This window comes from Mailhella massiliensis (assembly GCF_900155525.1).
GTDB lineage: Bacteria > Desulfobacterota > Desulfovibrionia > Desulfovibrionales > Desulfovibrionaceae > Mailhella > Mailhella massiliensis.
This window is the reverse complement of the sequence record NZ_LT706952.1, coordinates 1047394-1061470: the sequence shown is the minus strand read 5'-3', so window position 1 is coordinate 1061470 and position 14077 is coordinate 1047394. Positions and strand designations below refer to the sequence as shown.

General features: G+C 60.3%; 10 protein-coding genes and 1 riboswitch. Of the genes, 6 read left to right on the top strand and 4 right to left on the bottom strand.

Annotated features, from left to right (window positions below; translation table 11 throughout):
- Window positions 1-30: 30 nt before the first annotated feature.
- Window positions 31-963, bottom strand: a complete 933-nt coding sequence (locus CZ345_RS15105) for a LysR family transcriptional regulator (RefSeq protein ID WP_077073889.1) — start codon at window positions 961-963, stop codon at window positions 31-33.
- Between the two features lie 169 nt (window positions 964-1132).
- Between CZ345_RS15105 and CZ345_RS15100 the strand changes: the two genes are divergently transcribed.
- The 4 genes from CZ345_RS15100 (at window position 1133) to CZ345_RS15080 (ending at window position 5618) form a co-directional block, all read left to right on the top strand.
- A complete protein-coding gene (locus CZ345_RS15100; protein WP_077073888.1) occupies window positions 1133-3133 on the top strand; it encodes an FAD-dependent oxidoreductase in 2001 nt (666 codons plus the stop codon).
- A gap of 280 nt (window positions 3134-3413) precedes the next feature.
- On the top strand, window positions 3414-4277 hold the full coding sequence (locus tag CZ345_RS15090; RefSeq protein ID WP_077073886.1) for a VIT1/CCC1 transporter family protein: 864 nt from the start codon (window positions 3414-3416) through the stop codon (window positions 4275-4277).
- Window positions 4278-4659: 382 nt separating this feature from the next.
- Entirely contained in the window at window positions 4660-4926 is a 267-nt protein-coding gene (locus tag CZ345_RS15085; protein WP_077073885.1) for a BTB/POZ domain-containing protein KCTD2, read from the top strand.
- A 128-nt stretch (window positions 4927-5054) separates the two neighbouring features.
- The gene (locus tag CZ345_RS15080; protein WP_083717523.1) at window positions 5055-5618 is read left to right on the top strand and encodes a helix-turn-helix domain-containing protein; all 564 of its coding nucleotides are present in this window, start codon (window positions 5055-5057) and stop codon (window positions 5616-5618) included.
- Between the two features lie 121 nt (window positions 5619-5739).
- On the opposite strand, the gene CZ345_RS15075 is transcribed toward CZ345_RS15080, so the two are convergent.
- Complete coding sequence (locus tag CZ345_RS15075; RefSeq protein WP_077074137.1) at window positions 5740-6981, bottom strand: BPL-N domain-containing protein; 1242 nt, start codon at window positions 6979-6981, stop codon at window positions 5740-5742.
- Between the two features lie 173 nt (window positions 6982-7154).
- Between CZ345_RS15075 and CZ345_RS15070 the strand changes: the two genes are divergently transcribed.
- On the top strand, window positions 7155-9806 hold the full coding sequence (locus CZ345_RS15070; protein ID WP_077073883.1) for a valine--tRNA ligase: 2652 nt from the start codon (window positions 7155-7157) through the stop codon (window positions 9804-9806).
- A 129-nt stretch (window positions 9807-9935) separates the two neighbouring features.
- Here CZ345_RS15070 and CZ345_RS15065 read toward each other — a convergent pair whose 3' ends face one another.
- A complete protein-coding gene (locus CZ345_RS15065) occupies window positions 9936-11282 on the bottom strand; it encodes an alanine/glycine:cation symporter family protein (RefSeq protein ID WP_077073882.1) in 1347 nt (448 codons plus the stop codon).
- A 138-nt stretch (window positions 11283-11420) separates the two neighbouring features.
- Window positions 11421-11506: riboswitch (glycine riboswitch) on the bottom strand.
- Window positions 11507-11978: 472 nt separating this feature from the next.
- On the opposite strand from CZ345_RS15065, the gene CZ345_RS15055 reads away from it, so the two are divergent.
- Window positions 11979-12497: a rhodanese family protein gene (locus tag CZ345_RS15055; RefSeq protein WP_077073880.1), complete on the top strand. Its 519-nt coding sequence runs from the start codon at window positions 11979-11981 to the stop codon at window positions 12495-12497.
- A 138-nt stretch (window positions 12498-12635) separates the two neighbouring features.
- Here the strand turns inward: CZ345_RS15055 and lpdA are convergent, their stop codons facing one another.
- A complete protein-coding gene (gene lpdA / locus CZ345_RS15050) occupies window positions 12636-14054 on the bottom strand; it encodes a dihydrolipoyl dehydrogenase (RefSeq protein WP_077073879.1) in 1419 nt (472 codons plus the stop codon).
- Window positions 14055-14077: the final 23 nt, after the last annotated feature.

The following is a 14077-nucleotide window of genomic DNA, read 5'->3' as shown; positions in this document are numbered from 1 at the left end:
CTGCGCATGGAGAGGAAGTCTCCGACGGCATCAAAGCGGGAGTTCTTCCTTTTTCAGCTGCTCCAGAAGATCTGCGATGCTTTCCTGTACGAGTTTTTCCGAGGAGCGCATGTCCCTGGGATAGATGAGCCAGATGCGGCCCGGCATGGGAAAATCCTCCACATCCTTGGCGCATACCTTCTGCGCCCAGCCGCCGGGAGCGAGCAGAACGCTGCGCGGCAGCACTGCGGCGGTGGAAACGTCCATGGAAATAAGCCGGAGCAGGTTTTCCTGTTCCGGGATATGAATGATGCCCGAAGGGGCGAAGTGCGGGCAGATGTCGCGGTAAACGAAGTACTGGTCGCGCTGTGGATTGAAGGCGAGGCGCAGTTCCGCAAGATCCTTCAGGGTGAGCATGGGACGTTCGGCGAACGGATGGGATTTGTTGATGATGACGGCGCACCCGTCTTCCGGGCCTTCCATGAAGGTCATGTCGTTCTGGGCGAGGCGCACGCGATAGGTGCTTTCCACCCTTTCGTTCACGCAGGTGATGAGGCCGAGCATACGCTGGTCGACCACGGTGTGAAATACCTGTTCCACAAACGATTCCAGAAGATTGAAGTAAATGTGGGGGTAGAGCTTCTTGACCTGAAGCACCACCTGCGGCACCAGCCAGCGCATGAGCGTGGTGGAGGCGCCGAGCTTGACCATGACGGTGTCTTTTTCCGGCTGACGGGGGGAAAGCTGGAGCCATTTGTGGATGGTGTCCCGTATGTCGCGGGCGTCCTGAAAAACGATTTCTCCGTTCTTGGTGGGCCTTACCCCCATGGGGGAGCGCTCAAGCAGGGCGTATCCCAGTTTTTTTTCCAGCGCGGCCACGCCTGCGCACAGCGCCTGCGGGCTGACGTCGAGTTTGCGCGCCGCTCTGTTCAGCGACCGGCACTCCACGGCCTGAACGAAATACTCAAGATAACGAAGCTGCATTCCCGCTCCTTGTGCATGAAGGCAGGTCCGCCCTGCGGCGGAAGGATCTGTTCAGTATCAAATAATTTTTTATACCACTATCATCCTGTGGTCAATAGATGGCGGAAAGGGAACTCCGTATAACGATGATACAAGCTGATCTTGAACGTATTATCCGAGGAGGAATCCCATGTCCAAGCCGCTGTATCTGGAAAAGTATCCCCACCTGTTTCAGCCTCTGACCGTAGGCAAAAAGAAGCTTGTCTATAAAAACCGCATCATGGTCGGCCCCATGCAGGTTTCCGGAGCCTATTCCACGGATGCCAACGGTACCATCAACGATTACGGCGTGGACTATTATACGGATCTTGCCCGCGGCGGCTTCGCCTCCTGCGCCGTTCCTGTGGAAGTGCCCAGCCACAGCGCGCATTTCGGCACCATCCGGCTGGATGAAAAGTCCAAGGGCTTCACGTTCATGCACATTCTTCAGCGTTCCGTTCACGCCTTCGGCATGAACACGGCCTGCGAAATCTATCATCCCGGCATCTGTGCTCTGGCCGGAACCTGCGACCTCATGGGGCCGAGTTCCTTCATGTACAACGGCCGCATGGTACGCGAAATGACGGAAGAGGACATGGAGGACGTGGCGAAGATGTACGTCACCGCCGCGGCCGACGCCAAGAGGGCCGGGTTCGACGCCATCATGCTGCATTACGGGCACGGCTGGCTGATGAACAACTTCCTCTCGCCTCTGAGCAATCACCGCACCGATGCCTACGGCGGTTCCGTGGAGAACCGCGTACGCTTCCCGCTCATGGTCATCAAGCGCATCCGCGAAGTCGTCGGCGACTCCATGGTCATTGAAATCCGCATGAACGGCAACGACAGGGCCGAAGGCGGCATCACCCCGGAAGACGCGGCGCAGCAGGCGCTCATCATGGAGGAATATGTGGACATGTTCCACGTTTCCTGCGGCACCCGTCTGGACGCCCATGCCCGCCCGAAGATGCACCCCACCTGCTTCGTGACTCCCGGCCACAACGTGGACGGTTCCGTCGCCCTCAAGAAGGCGGGCGTGAAGAAGCCCGTGGGCGTCATCGGCTCCGTGCATAGTCCCGAACTTGCGGAAAGCATTCTGGCCGAAGGCAAGGCCGACTACATTCTCATGGCCCGTCAGGCCATTGCCGACCCCGAATGGGTCAACAAGGTGCGCGCCGGACGCGAAAAGGATATCCGCCCCTGCATCCACTGCGATTTCTGCGTGGACGGCGGTCGCCGCAACGCCCTTACCACGAAAGTGACCATCCTGAACGACGCCACCTTCGACAACCGCTGTTCCGTGAACCCCCTGGTGGGACAGGGCAGTGCCCGTGTGCGTGCCTTCCGCTTCAACGGCCGCAAGCGCGTCGCCGTCATCGGCGGCGGCATCGCCGGTATGCAGGCCGCCATTTCCGCTGCGGACAAGGGGCACGACGTAACGCTGTTTGAAAAGCGCGCCTTCCTCGGTGGGCAGACGGCCATCTATCCCGAACATCTGTGGTTCAAGAAGGAAATTCTGGCTCTGCGGGAATACTTCATCCATCAGGTTCGTCAGCGCGAGGGCATCAAGATTCTTCTGGAGTCCGAAGTCACCGCGAACATGATCTCCGAGGCCAATTACGACGCCGTCATCGTGGCCGTGGGCGCGGAGCAGGCCGTTCCGCCCATTCCGGGCATCGACGGAAAGAACGTGGTCATGGCCTGGGACGTGTTCAGCAACGAGGACAAGATGGGCGAGAACATCGTCGTGGTCGGCGGCGGTTCCGTGGGCTGCGAACTGGGCATTTCCCTGGCGGAAAAGGGCAGAAAGGTCACCATTCTGGAAATGGGCCACTTCTTCGCTCCCAAGTCGGAAATCGCCGAACGCATGAGCCTTGAGGAACACATGGTGAAAAACGGCGTACAGGTGCATGTGGACTGCCTGTGCACGGAAATCACTCCCGAAGGCGTGGCCGGAAAGGACAAGGACGGCAGGGAAGTCTTCTTCAAGGCCGATACCGTCATCATTTCCGCCGGTTCCAGGCCTCTGGCCGAACTGCGCGATTCCTTCCGGGGGACGGCGTTCGATGTGATCAATGCCGGCGACTGCATGGGACCGGCCAACATCCGCAACGCCACCGATACCGGCTGGTGCGCGGGCAACGTCATCTGATTTCTGCCGTAAGGCCGTGCGAAGCGGACTCCGGCCGGAAGGATGCTCTTCCGGCCGGGGCGCGGAACTCCGCGGAAGCATATCGCACGGCGGAGAAGAAGGGGGAAGCGACGCTTCCCCCTCTTTTTTCCGGCAGAAGCGGGGAAAGCGATACTGCGGAAGCCCGCGTGGAATGTTCCGCAGCGGAGCGTGCGGCGGAGGCGCCTTTTCGAGGTTGCCAGCGGTGAGCGCTTGGCGTATCCCCCTGAAAAAGGCGTGATATACGCCGGGGGAGCGTGATATGAAGGAAAGTACGCTGCGCCTGCTGGAAGAGATGCAGGTCAATGAAAAAACGGACAGTGAAATCTATGCCATCCTTGCAGGGCGCGTCGGCGGTGAAAACGGCGAAGTGCTGCGCCGCATGGCCGCCGACGAGGAAAAGCACTGCGAGGTATGGGGCCGCTACACCGGCAGAAAGGCGGAAGCGAAGCGTTTCAAGGTGATGTTCTACTGTGTCATGAGCTGGATCTTCGGCCTGACCTTCGTCATCAATCTGCTGGAATCCGGGGAGGATCATGCGGGAAAGCGCTATGCCGGTCTCATCGAGGACGTGCCGGAGGCGCAGGGCATCATGGAGGAAGAGGAACGCCATGAACGGCGCCTTGCCGAAATGGTGGACGAGGAAAGGCTGAAGTACATAGGCAGCATGGTTCTCGGCCTCAACGACGCGCTGGTGGAACTTACCGGCGCGCTTGCGGGCTTCACCCTGGCTCTCGGCAGCAACGACACCGTGGGGCTTGCGGGCTTCATCACCGGCGTGTCTGCCACCTTGTCCATGGCGGCCTCGGAATATCTCGCCAAGAAGGCGGAACCCGGGGAGAAGCATCCCTTCAAGGCCGCCGTGTACACCGGCATAGCCTATATGATCACGGTGGCGCTGCTGCTTCTGCCCTATGTGGTCTTCACGTCGCCCTATGCGGCGCTGGCCTGCTGCCTGTTCAATGCGGCCTGCATCATCTGTCTGTTCACCTTCTTTGTTTCCGTGGTGCGGCGCGAGAGCTTCCGCCCGCAGTTCATGGAGATGCTTTCCATCAGTTTCGGCGTCGCCGCCGTTTCCTTCTTCATCGGCTGGGCGGCGAAAACCTGGATGGGCATAGACATGTGACGGACGTGAAATGAGTGCGCAAGGCGGGGCGAAGGCTCCGCCTTTTTTGCGTTAATCTCCTTTTTTCTTCCTTTGCAACCTGTTGTTTCCCGCAACCTGCGGTTGCCAAAAAACGGTAGCGAGGGAAAATATCTTATGCTAATTATCTGAAATCATGTATATGCACCCGATAGTTGCCGGAAAGGAAACTTCCGGTTGGTGGAGAATGCTTCACGATGGCGTTAATTTCTGGCCGTCATTCGGCGGCCTGGCGCCACGGGGCTTTTCCCGCGACTCCATGGAAGGGGAACTTTTCCTTCGGTGGCGGCCTGTCAGATGACGGGCCGGAAAGCCGGCCTGCCGCTCAAACCTGGCAGTGTGCCATAAAACCACAGGAGTTCCTATGAACAGGAAAATGTTGGCTTCGTGCGCGGCCCTGGCCCTTGTCCTTGGCTTCTCTTCTCTGGCCGAGGCCGGATGCAGCCCTGAAGAAGCCCAGCAGAAGGCCCTTGCCTTCTCCCAGGTCATTCAGGAAGAATCGCAGAAGAACCCGGAGAACTATGCGAAGATCATGCAGGAACTGCAGCCGGAACTGCTCCAGCTTCAGCAGAAGCAGGATCTCGACGCCCTGTGCGTTTTTTACGATAAGGCCATGGAACGCTTCAAATAGTGGAAGCAAGTCGTAATCATGGCGGCCGGGCGCGCCGTACCGGTCCCCCGGCGCGCGGCCGCCGTGCCTGAAAGGAAGGGCGGCGCAGGCCGCCTTTGCCCGGAAATGCTGTCAGCCCACGGAATCTTATGAGGAAAGATCTCCAGCTATACGGAAAAATACAGGCCAGGCGCAAAGCCCTGGGGATGTCGCAGGAAGAACTCGCCCAGCGCATGGGTGTTTCCCGGCAGTCCGTCACGAAATGGGAAACCGGCCTTTCCGCTCCCGATCTCGACCGCCTGGTGGAGCTGGCCGATACCCTCGGCGTGAGCCTTGATTTTCTGCTGCGGGATCAGGTCGAGCTTTCCGAGGTTCCCCCGGAAACGGGAGAGCTGCCTCCCGCGGAAATGCCTGCGGAGGAGAAGAGCGAACGGGAATCCGCGCCCTCCGCACCCATGAGCAGCACCGTGCGCCATATTGTGCTGGCCGCCGGGGTGCTTGTCTTTCTCATCGGGGCGGGCGGTCTTCTGACCATGTGGATTTATTCCGAGCTCTTTCCCGTGCAGCTCGTGGATGGAAGGGGCGGTGTGCATACCGGTCTGTGGGGCTATGTGCTCGCACGGGACGTGAAGGCCCTTTTCTGGGCCGCGCTTGCGGCCGTGGCTTCGGGAGCCGCGCTTCTCGGCTTCAGCCTGAGAAGCGGGAAACGCTGAAACCATGCTCCGCCTCCGGGCGTTGTTTTTTCGCCTTTCCCTTTTCCGGGAAAGGCTTTTTTTATACCGGGCGTTCCTTGCGGGAACGTCGTGTTCCGGCGCTGCGGTCGAAGACGGCTGCTTATGCTGCCGGGCAGGAGGAAGAGCATACCAGGTCTTCCAGCATGTCCAGAAGCTGTTCGCTGAGTCCTCCGCCGAACATGGGGGAGCCGAAGAGCGCGCTGCGCTGATCCACCAGAAGTTCACGCGGGAGCATACCCGGTGCGGAATCGGCCAGCGTGTCGGCCAGACGGCGGGCCAGAAGCCAGCTTCGGGCGCCCTGGGCGAACAGGGCGAAGGCTTTTTCAAAGTCGTTCCGCTTTTCCTTCCAGATGTGGATCCTGCACGTGTCGGGCGGGAGGCTGAGCGTGGTGGACAGGGCGGCGTTCAGGCTGTTGAACTGTGCTCCCGGCACGCCGGAGCGCCAGCCGAGGAGCCAGCGGTTGCGCGGAAAAAGCAGTCCCAGTTCCCCGGCCAGAGCAATGAGCTTCTGCAGCGTTGTCTTTGCGGAAAGAAGAACCGCATCCTCCCAGAGTACGGGCAGGGCGTCGAAGCTCAGCGCAGGCAGAGCGGTCATGGTGAGGGAGGAATCGCACCAGGAACGCAGAATATGCAGAAGCCACGCGCCGGCCTGTTCCGACCCGGGAAAGTCCGCGGGAGTTTCCAGATGGCTGTAGCTTAAAAGCCAGCTTCCTTTGCCGTAGTTTCCGGAAACGACGCAGGGGCGTCCGTCCAGCAGGGAAGGGCGCAGCGTGACGCCGTACATGGCGTTCCATTCCGCAAGAATGTCCGAGGGCATGGAGGCGTAGGGAAGATCGGCCACATAGAGGTCGGGCCCCGGGGCGCGGTAGCGTGCGAGCACTTCCACGCCGTCGGCGTTTTCCGGTTCGTTGAAGCGGCCGGGCCACCACACGGGCAGAAGTGCCGTTTTTCCGGCAAGGTCGGAGGGTACGAGGGGATGCCCCTCGGCAAGAGAGCAGGAGAAATGCCCGGAAACAAGGTGCTGCAGGCGGTCGGCCATGCCGTCGCGATTCCATGGGCAGAGGCCGAGAGAACCGGCCAGGGCAAGCCCTGCGCCGCCGCAGAAGCCCGCATAGTGGCCGCCTTTCTGCACGAAGCGCCGGACTTCCTCCATGCCTGCCGTTCCCAGAGCTTCCGCCTTGCGCCGCGCGGAACCTCCGGGCACCATGAGCATCTTGCCAGACAGACCGGTCTGGGCTATGTCTAACCCTTTGAGTACACGGAAGGGAATGCCCGTCGAACGAACGGCGTGCAGCAGCAGATATCCCCAGATGTGGGAGGCGTCCCAGAGTATGGCGATCATGTTTTCCTCCGTGTCTATGCATACGCACAAGCCGCCCGTTCGGCAAGGGAAGGAAGCCGGAAGAGGCATGACGGCATGCCTTGTCGCAAGATCCTCCGCAGCGGAGCGACCCCGTTTTCCGGCAGGACGCGCCCTCATCGAGCGGCGAATTGTTAAAACACTGGAGCCATTCAATGCTGTCCAAAGCCTACGAACCCCAGGAAGTGGAAGCTCACTGGCGTAAGCACTGGGAAGAAGCCAGGACTTTCACGCCCGACATGTCCGCCCCCGGCGATCCTTATTCCATCGTCATTCCTCCGCCCAACGTCACGGGTATCCTGCATATCGGTCATGCCCTGAACCAGACTCTTCAGGACATACTCTGCCGTCATGCCCGCCAGAAGGGTAAAAATGTTCTGTGGATTCCCGGCACCGACCATGCGGGCATCGCCACGCAGAACGTGGTGGAGCGCGCGCTCGCCAAGGAAGGCAAGAAGCGTCACGACGTGGGCCGCGAAGCGTTCATCGAGCGCGTGTGGGACTGGAAGAAGCAGTACGGCGGGCAGATTCTCGAGCAGATCAAGGAACTCGGTTCCTCCGTGGACTGGACGCGCGAAGCCTTCACCATGGACGACAATCTCGCCCGTGCCGTCCGCAAGGTTTTCGTGCAGCTCTACAACGAAGGGCTCATCTACAAGGGCAAGTACATCGTCAACTGGTGCCCCCGCTGCCATACCGCCCTTGCCGACGACGAAGTGGATCACGTCGACTCCAAGGGTTCGCTCTGGCATGTGCGTTATGATTTCGCCGACGGTTCCGGCTCCGTAACCATCGCCACCACCCGTCCCGAAACCATTCTCGGCGACTCCGCCGTGTGCGTGCATCCCGAGGACGAACGCTACGCCTCCCTGGTGGGCAAGAAGCTCATCGTGCCCGTGGTGAACCGCGAAGTGCCCCTCATCGCCGACCGCTATGTGGACCGCGAATTCGGCACAGGCTGCCTCAAGGTCACGCCCTGCCACGACCCCAACGACTGGAATCTCGGCCATGCCCACGGCCTGGAATTCATTCAGGTCATCGACGACAACGGCAACATGTGCATGAGCGATGTCTGCGGCCGCTACGCGGGCATGAGCCGCGAGGAATGCCGCAAGGCCATCGTGGAGGAACTGCGCGAAAACGGCCACCTCGTGAAGGAGGAACCGCTTGCCCACAGCGTGGGCTGCTGCTACCGCTGCAAGACGGTCATCGAACCCTATGTGTCCGATCAGTGGTTCGTGGCCATCAGCAAGATGGCTCCCGCCGCCCGTGCCGCCGTGCCGGACAAGATAAAGATTTATCCTGAAAGCTGGACCAAGACCTACTACAACTGGCTGGACAACATCCGCGACTGGTGCATCAGCCGTCAGATCTGGTGGGGACATCGCATTCCCGCCTGGACGTGCGCCGACTGCGGCGAGCTCATCGTGGCGGAGGAAGATCCCACCGTCTGCCCCAAGTGCGGAAGCAGGAAGCTGGAACAGGACCCCGACGTTCTGGATACCTGGTTCTCTTCCGCCCTGTGGCCCTTCTCCACCATGGGCTGGCCCGAAAAGACCGAAACGCTGAAGAAGTACTACCCCACCTCCGTGCTGGTGACGGCCTTCGACATCCTGTTCTTCTGGGTGGCCCGCATGATCATGATGGGGCAGCACTTCATGGGCGAAGTGCCCTTCCGCGAAGTGTACATTCATGCGCTGGTGCGCGATGCGCAGGGCCGCAAGATGTCCAAGTCTCTGGGCAACGGCATCAACCCTCAGGACATGATCCGCAAGTACGGCGCGGACTCTCTGCGCTTCACCCTGGCCGCCTTTGCCGCCATGGGCCGCGACATCCGCATGTCGGAAGAGCGCATCGAAGGCTACCGCCATTTCGTAAACAAGGTGTGGAACGCCTCGCGCTTCGCGCTCATGAATCTTCCCGAACAGGGCGAGCCTAAGGCCGTGGATCTCGGTTCGGTGAAGGGCCTGCACCACAAGTGGATTCTCACCCGTCTTGAGGAAATCAAGGTGGAAGAGGACGCCGCGCTGGAAAGCTACCGTTTCAACGACGCCGCCCAGTGTGTGTACAAGTTCCTGTGGAACGAATTCTGCGACTGGTATCTGGAACTCATCAAGGCCGACATGAAGGAAGAAGGCCCTGCAAAGGAAGAAGCCCAGTATGTGCTCTACACCGTGCTGCGTGAAACGCTCCTTCTGCTGCATCCCATGATTCCCTTCGTCACCGCCGAGGTGTGGGATTCCCTGCCCGGTCATGAAGGCACGGATATCGCCACGGAACTCTATCCTGCGGCCCGCCCCGAATGTGTGAAGAGCCGCGAGGCGGACGAGATGATCTTCCTGCAGGAAGCCATCAGCGCCATCCGTACCATCCGCGCCGAGCTCAACATCAAGCCTTCTTACAAGCTTTCCGTGGTGCTGCGTCCGGCAGGCGCGGAACAGGCAGCGCTCCTGGAAGCCAACCGCGGCTTCTTCGATCTGGCGCGTCTGGAATCGCTCACCATCGACAAGAACGCCCATGCGCCCAAGGCTTCGGCCAGCAACGTGGTGCGCGGCTGCGAGGTCATCGTACTGCTTACGGGCGCGGTGGACTTCCAGGCCGAGCTAGCCCGCCTCGAGAAGGAAATCGGCAAGGTGGACAAGGATCTCGTGGCCCTCAACGGCAAGCTTTCCAACGAGAACTTCGTCAAGCGCGCTCCTGCGGAACTCGTGGAGTCCGAAAAGGCCCGCCAGACGGAACTGATGGACAAGAAGGCCAAGATGCAGGCTCTTCAGATCCGCTTCAAGGAAGCCATGGAACAGGACTGATGAGAAAAACGTCGCGGACAGGCCCGGCCCCTGAGGCTTCAGGCTCAATCCCCGACGTTATATGAAACAAAAATGCGGCCCTCATCCTTCGGGATGGGGGCCGCGTTTTAGCGTATGCCGGTCAGAGGGCTATTCCTTTTTACTTTTCGCAATGGCGACGACCACGCCGGAGAGGGCCAGCAGGCCGATGAGGTTGGGCAGAACCATGAGGCCGTTGAACATGTCGGACATGTTCCACACGAGGTTCACCTTGAGGCCGGAACCGATCACGATGAACAGCACGACAATGGCGGCGTAGATTTTCACATACTTTGCGCCGAAGAGCGCCTTGACGTTGGCCTCGCCGAAGAAGTACCAGCCGATGATGGTGGAGAAGGCGAAGAAGAACAGGCAGATGGCGATGTAGATGTTGCCGAAGGAACCGAACACCGTGTCGAAGGCCGTCTGGGCGAGCTCCGTGCCGGTGATGCCCGAGTTCCATACGCCGGTGATCACGATGACGAGGGCCGTGCAGGTGAGCACTACGAAGGTATCGATGAACACGCCCATCATGGCCATCATGCCCTGGTCGTCGGGATGGGCCACCTTGGCCAGTGCGTGGGCATGGGGGGTGGAACCCATACCGGCTTCGTTGGAGAAGAGGCCGCGGGCCACGCCGTAGCGCATGGCTTCACGCACGGTGATGCCGAGAGCGCCGCCGCCCGCGGACTGGGGATCGAAGGCCATGACGAAGATGGTTTTGAACGCGCCGGGCAGGGCGGAAATGTTGGCGAAAATGATGATGAGACATCCGCCGACATAAAGCAGCGCCATGAGGGGCACGAGCTTTTCCATGACCCAGGCGATGCGCTTCGCGCCGCCGATGAAGATGGCGGCGGAAATGAGGGCCACAACCACGCCCACAAGCACGGGAGATATGCCGAAGGCCGTGCTGAAGGCCGCGCCTATGGAGTTGGACTGCACCATGTTGCCCATGAAGCCGAGGGCGAGAATGATGGCCACGGAGAAGAAGGCGGCGAGCGTCTTGCCGAACGTGCCCGTGAAGGCGGCGCGGATGTAGTAGGCGGGGCCGCCGACGGTTTCGCCGCGTTCGTTGGTGCTCTTGTACTTCTGGGCCAGCACGGCTTCCGCATAGTTGGTGGCCATGCCGAAGAAGGCGCTGAGCCACATCCAGAAGATGGCGCCCGGCCCGCCTGCGGCGATGGCGGTGGCCGCCCCGGCGATGTTGCCCGTGCCCACCTGTGCGGCAACGGCGGTGGCCAGAGCCTGGAAGGAGCTCATGCCGGTATGGTCGGCGCTTTCGCCGTTCAGGGAAATGTTGCTGAACAGGCGACGGAAGGCGTGAGGAAGCCTGCGAAGCTGGATGAAGCGCAGACGGACGGTATAGAAGATACCGGTACCGCAGAGAAGAAAGAGAAGAAGCCACCCCCACAGTACGCTGTTGACCGCGTCCACTATCTGACCGATGAATTCCATGTCACATTCCTTCGGGCGGCCGGAAAATCCTCGCGCTTTCGCCGCCCCGTTTCAGGGTACAAAAAAAGAGCAAATCCATGCGATTTGCTCCAGAGAAAACGCTTAGGGATACGGCGGCAGATAGTGTCGGTCGATACGTTCCTAAGCTCTGTCCTTTGGCCTGAGAGTTTCGGCTTTCGCCTTGCACCTTCGGCACCCAAACGGGATTCTCCAGAGCTCCCTCCGCTGTTAGTCGGCCCTGCAGCCTTCAAACAGTTTCTACGGGATCGTATGCTTCACCTGTTGAAGCGCAAAGGAATCTAGTACGCTTTTGTCGTAAATGTCAATCACTGGTCTATAAAAAATATAACAAGCTGTATTTAATATGTTTTTATATGTAGTCATTGAACAATAATGAAACATGAGGGCAAGGAGAGCGTTTCGGCAAAGAGAACGCGGCAATTTCGGGAGCGTCATTCAAAGAGGCGGGGGAGCGCAGGCCGGGCCAGGGCAGCTTATCTTCCGGAATGATAGGAACAGAGGAGGCGGCGTACGGCAGAAAAAGGGAAGACGGTATCGTGATGCCCGAGAGAGACAGGCCCTGCGCCGATGTTCAGGGAAAAGCCGGAGTGCCGCAGGAAAGCGGGGTAAAAAATTTTTCCCCTTGCGCGATGTTCCTTTTCCTGACACATTCTCGGGAAAAAGGAGGATTTCGCCATGCTGCCTACCATTTCTCCGCGCAACGCCTTCGATATGCTGCAAAAAGGGGAAGCCCGGCTCGTCGATATACGGGAAAGTTCCGAATATGCCGAAAATTTCATCCCCGAAGCCCGCCTCGTGCCGCTTTCCATTGCCGAAAACTATCCGCTCAAGGATGCGGACGCGCCTGAAAAACCCGTGATCTTCTTCTGCCGTTCCGGGAACCGGACGGACAAGAATGCCGATCTGCTTGCCCGTCTTGCCGGGGATACCCAGGCCTGGCAGATGGAAGGCGGTCTTTCCGGGTGGAAAAAGGAAGGCCTGCCCGTAAAGACGGGGCGCGCTCAGTTCCCGCTTTTCCGTCAGATACAGATAGGCGCGGGCGCTCTGGTGCTACTCGGCCTCCTGGGCGGCCTTGTCTGGTCCCCCATGGTGTGGCTTTCCGCCTTCGTGGGAGCGGGTCTCGTGTTTGCCGGTGTCACCGGTTTCTGCGGTCTCGGCCTTCTGCTCGCACGTATGCCGTGGAACAGACGCTGATGTGGGCCGTCATTGACGATACATGAGTTTAAAGGGCTTCACATGTTTTCATGCGGGCCCCAGAGTTTTATTTTTTTCTGCAAAAGCAGTATGAGAGGGTTGAAAGGCTGATACCGCCCTGAAATCCGGGCGTTCCTTTTATAGACTTATGCCTGCGGCGGCTTCCATCACGCCTTCGGCCAGCGTGGGGTGGGCGTGGATGGTGCGGGAGATGTCGGAAACCTTCGCTCCCATCTCAAGGGCGAGGGCGCATTCGGCAATGAGGTCCGTGGCATGGGCGCCGGCAAAGTGCGCGCCGAGGAGCCTGCCGCTTTCCTTGTCCGCCACCAGCTTGAACACGCCGGGCAGTTCGCCCATGGCCTGCGCCTTGCCCAGTTCCCGGAACTGGAATTCCGAGGTGACGACGTCGAAGCCCTTGGCCTTGGCCTGCGCTTCGGTAAGGCCCACGTCGCCGATTTCCGGCGAGCTGAAGATGCCGGAGGGAACCACGTCGTAATTGGGCTTTTCGCTCGCGCCGAAGATGTTGGCCACGGCCACATGCGCTTCGGCAGAGGCCATGTGCGCCAGCATGATGCGCGCGGGGCCGAGAATGTCGCCGATGGCGTAGATGCCGGGCACGGAGGTTTCGAGCTGGTCGTTCACGGTGATGTAGCCGCGCTTGTCGGTGGCGACTCCCGCTTCGGCAAGGCCGAGGCCGTCGGTCACGGGCACGCGGCCGATGGTCATGAAGATGCAGTCGGCCTCAAGGGTGACGGGCTTTTTGGCGGAGGCGGGCACAAGCTCGGGAGCGAGGAAGGGAGAGGGGCCGAGGTCGGCAAAGACCCTGCCGTCTTCCACCTTCGTGGCGTTCACGGTACGGGCGAGTTCCACCTTGATGCCTTTCTTCTTGGCTTCGCGCAGGAGGAGCCTGCTCATTTCCTCGTCCACGGAGGGCACGGGCAGAAGGCGGTTCTGCCCTTCCACGATGGTCACTTCGCTGCCGAAGGCGCGGAAGATGAAGGCCAGTTCCGTGCCGACCACGCCGCCGCCCACGATGATGAGGCGCGCGGGCACATGGTCGAGTTCCAGAGCTTCATTGCTGGAAAGAATATACCTGCCGTCCACGGGCAGGGAGGGGAGATTCAGCACGTTGGAGCCGGTGGCGATGATGACCCTGTCGCCTTCGATGTCCTGAACCGTGCCGTCGGCAAGGGTGGCCTGCACGAGGTTTGCGCTTACCACGCGGCCGCGGCCCATGACCACGTTGACCTTCAGCTTCCGGCAGGTCTTTTCGAGGCCCCCGCGCAGGGTTTCGGAAACCTTGCGCTTTCTGGCGATGACGGAGGGCATGTCCACGGAAGGGGCGCCTTCGCAGGAAATGCCGAATTCTCCGGCGCGGCGGATGGTTTCCAGCGCTTCTGCCGAGGATTTCAGGGTTTTGGTGGGAATGCAGCCGCAGTTGAGACAGGTGCCGCCGAGCCGGGTGGATTCCACGAGGGTGACGTCCGCACCGCGTTTTGCGGCGTTGAAGGCGGCCGTGTAGCCGCCGGGGCCTGCACCGATGACGGTGATGCGCATGGGGAACCTTTCCTTGTTTTTCT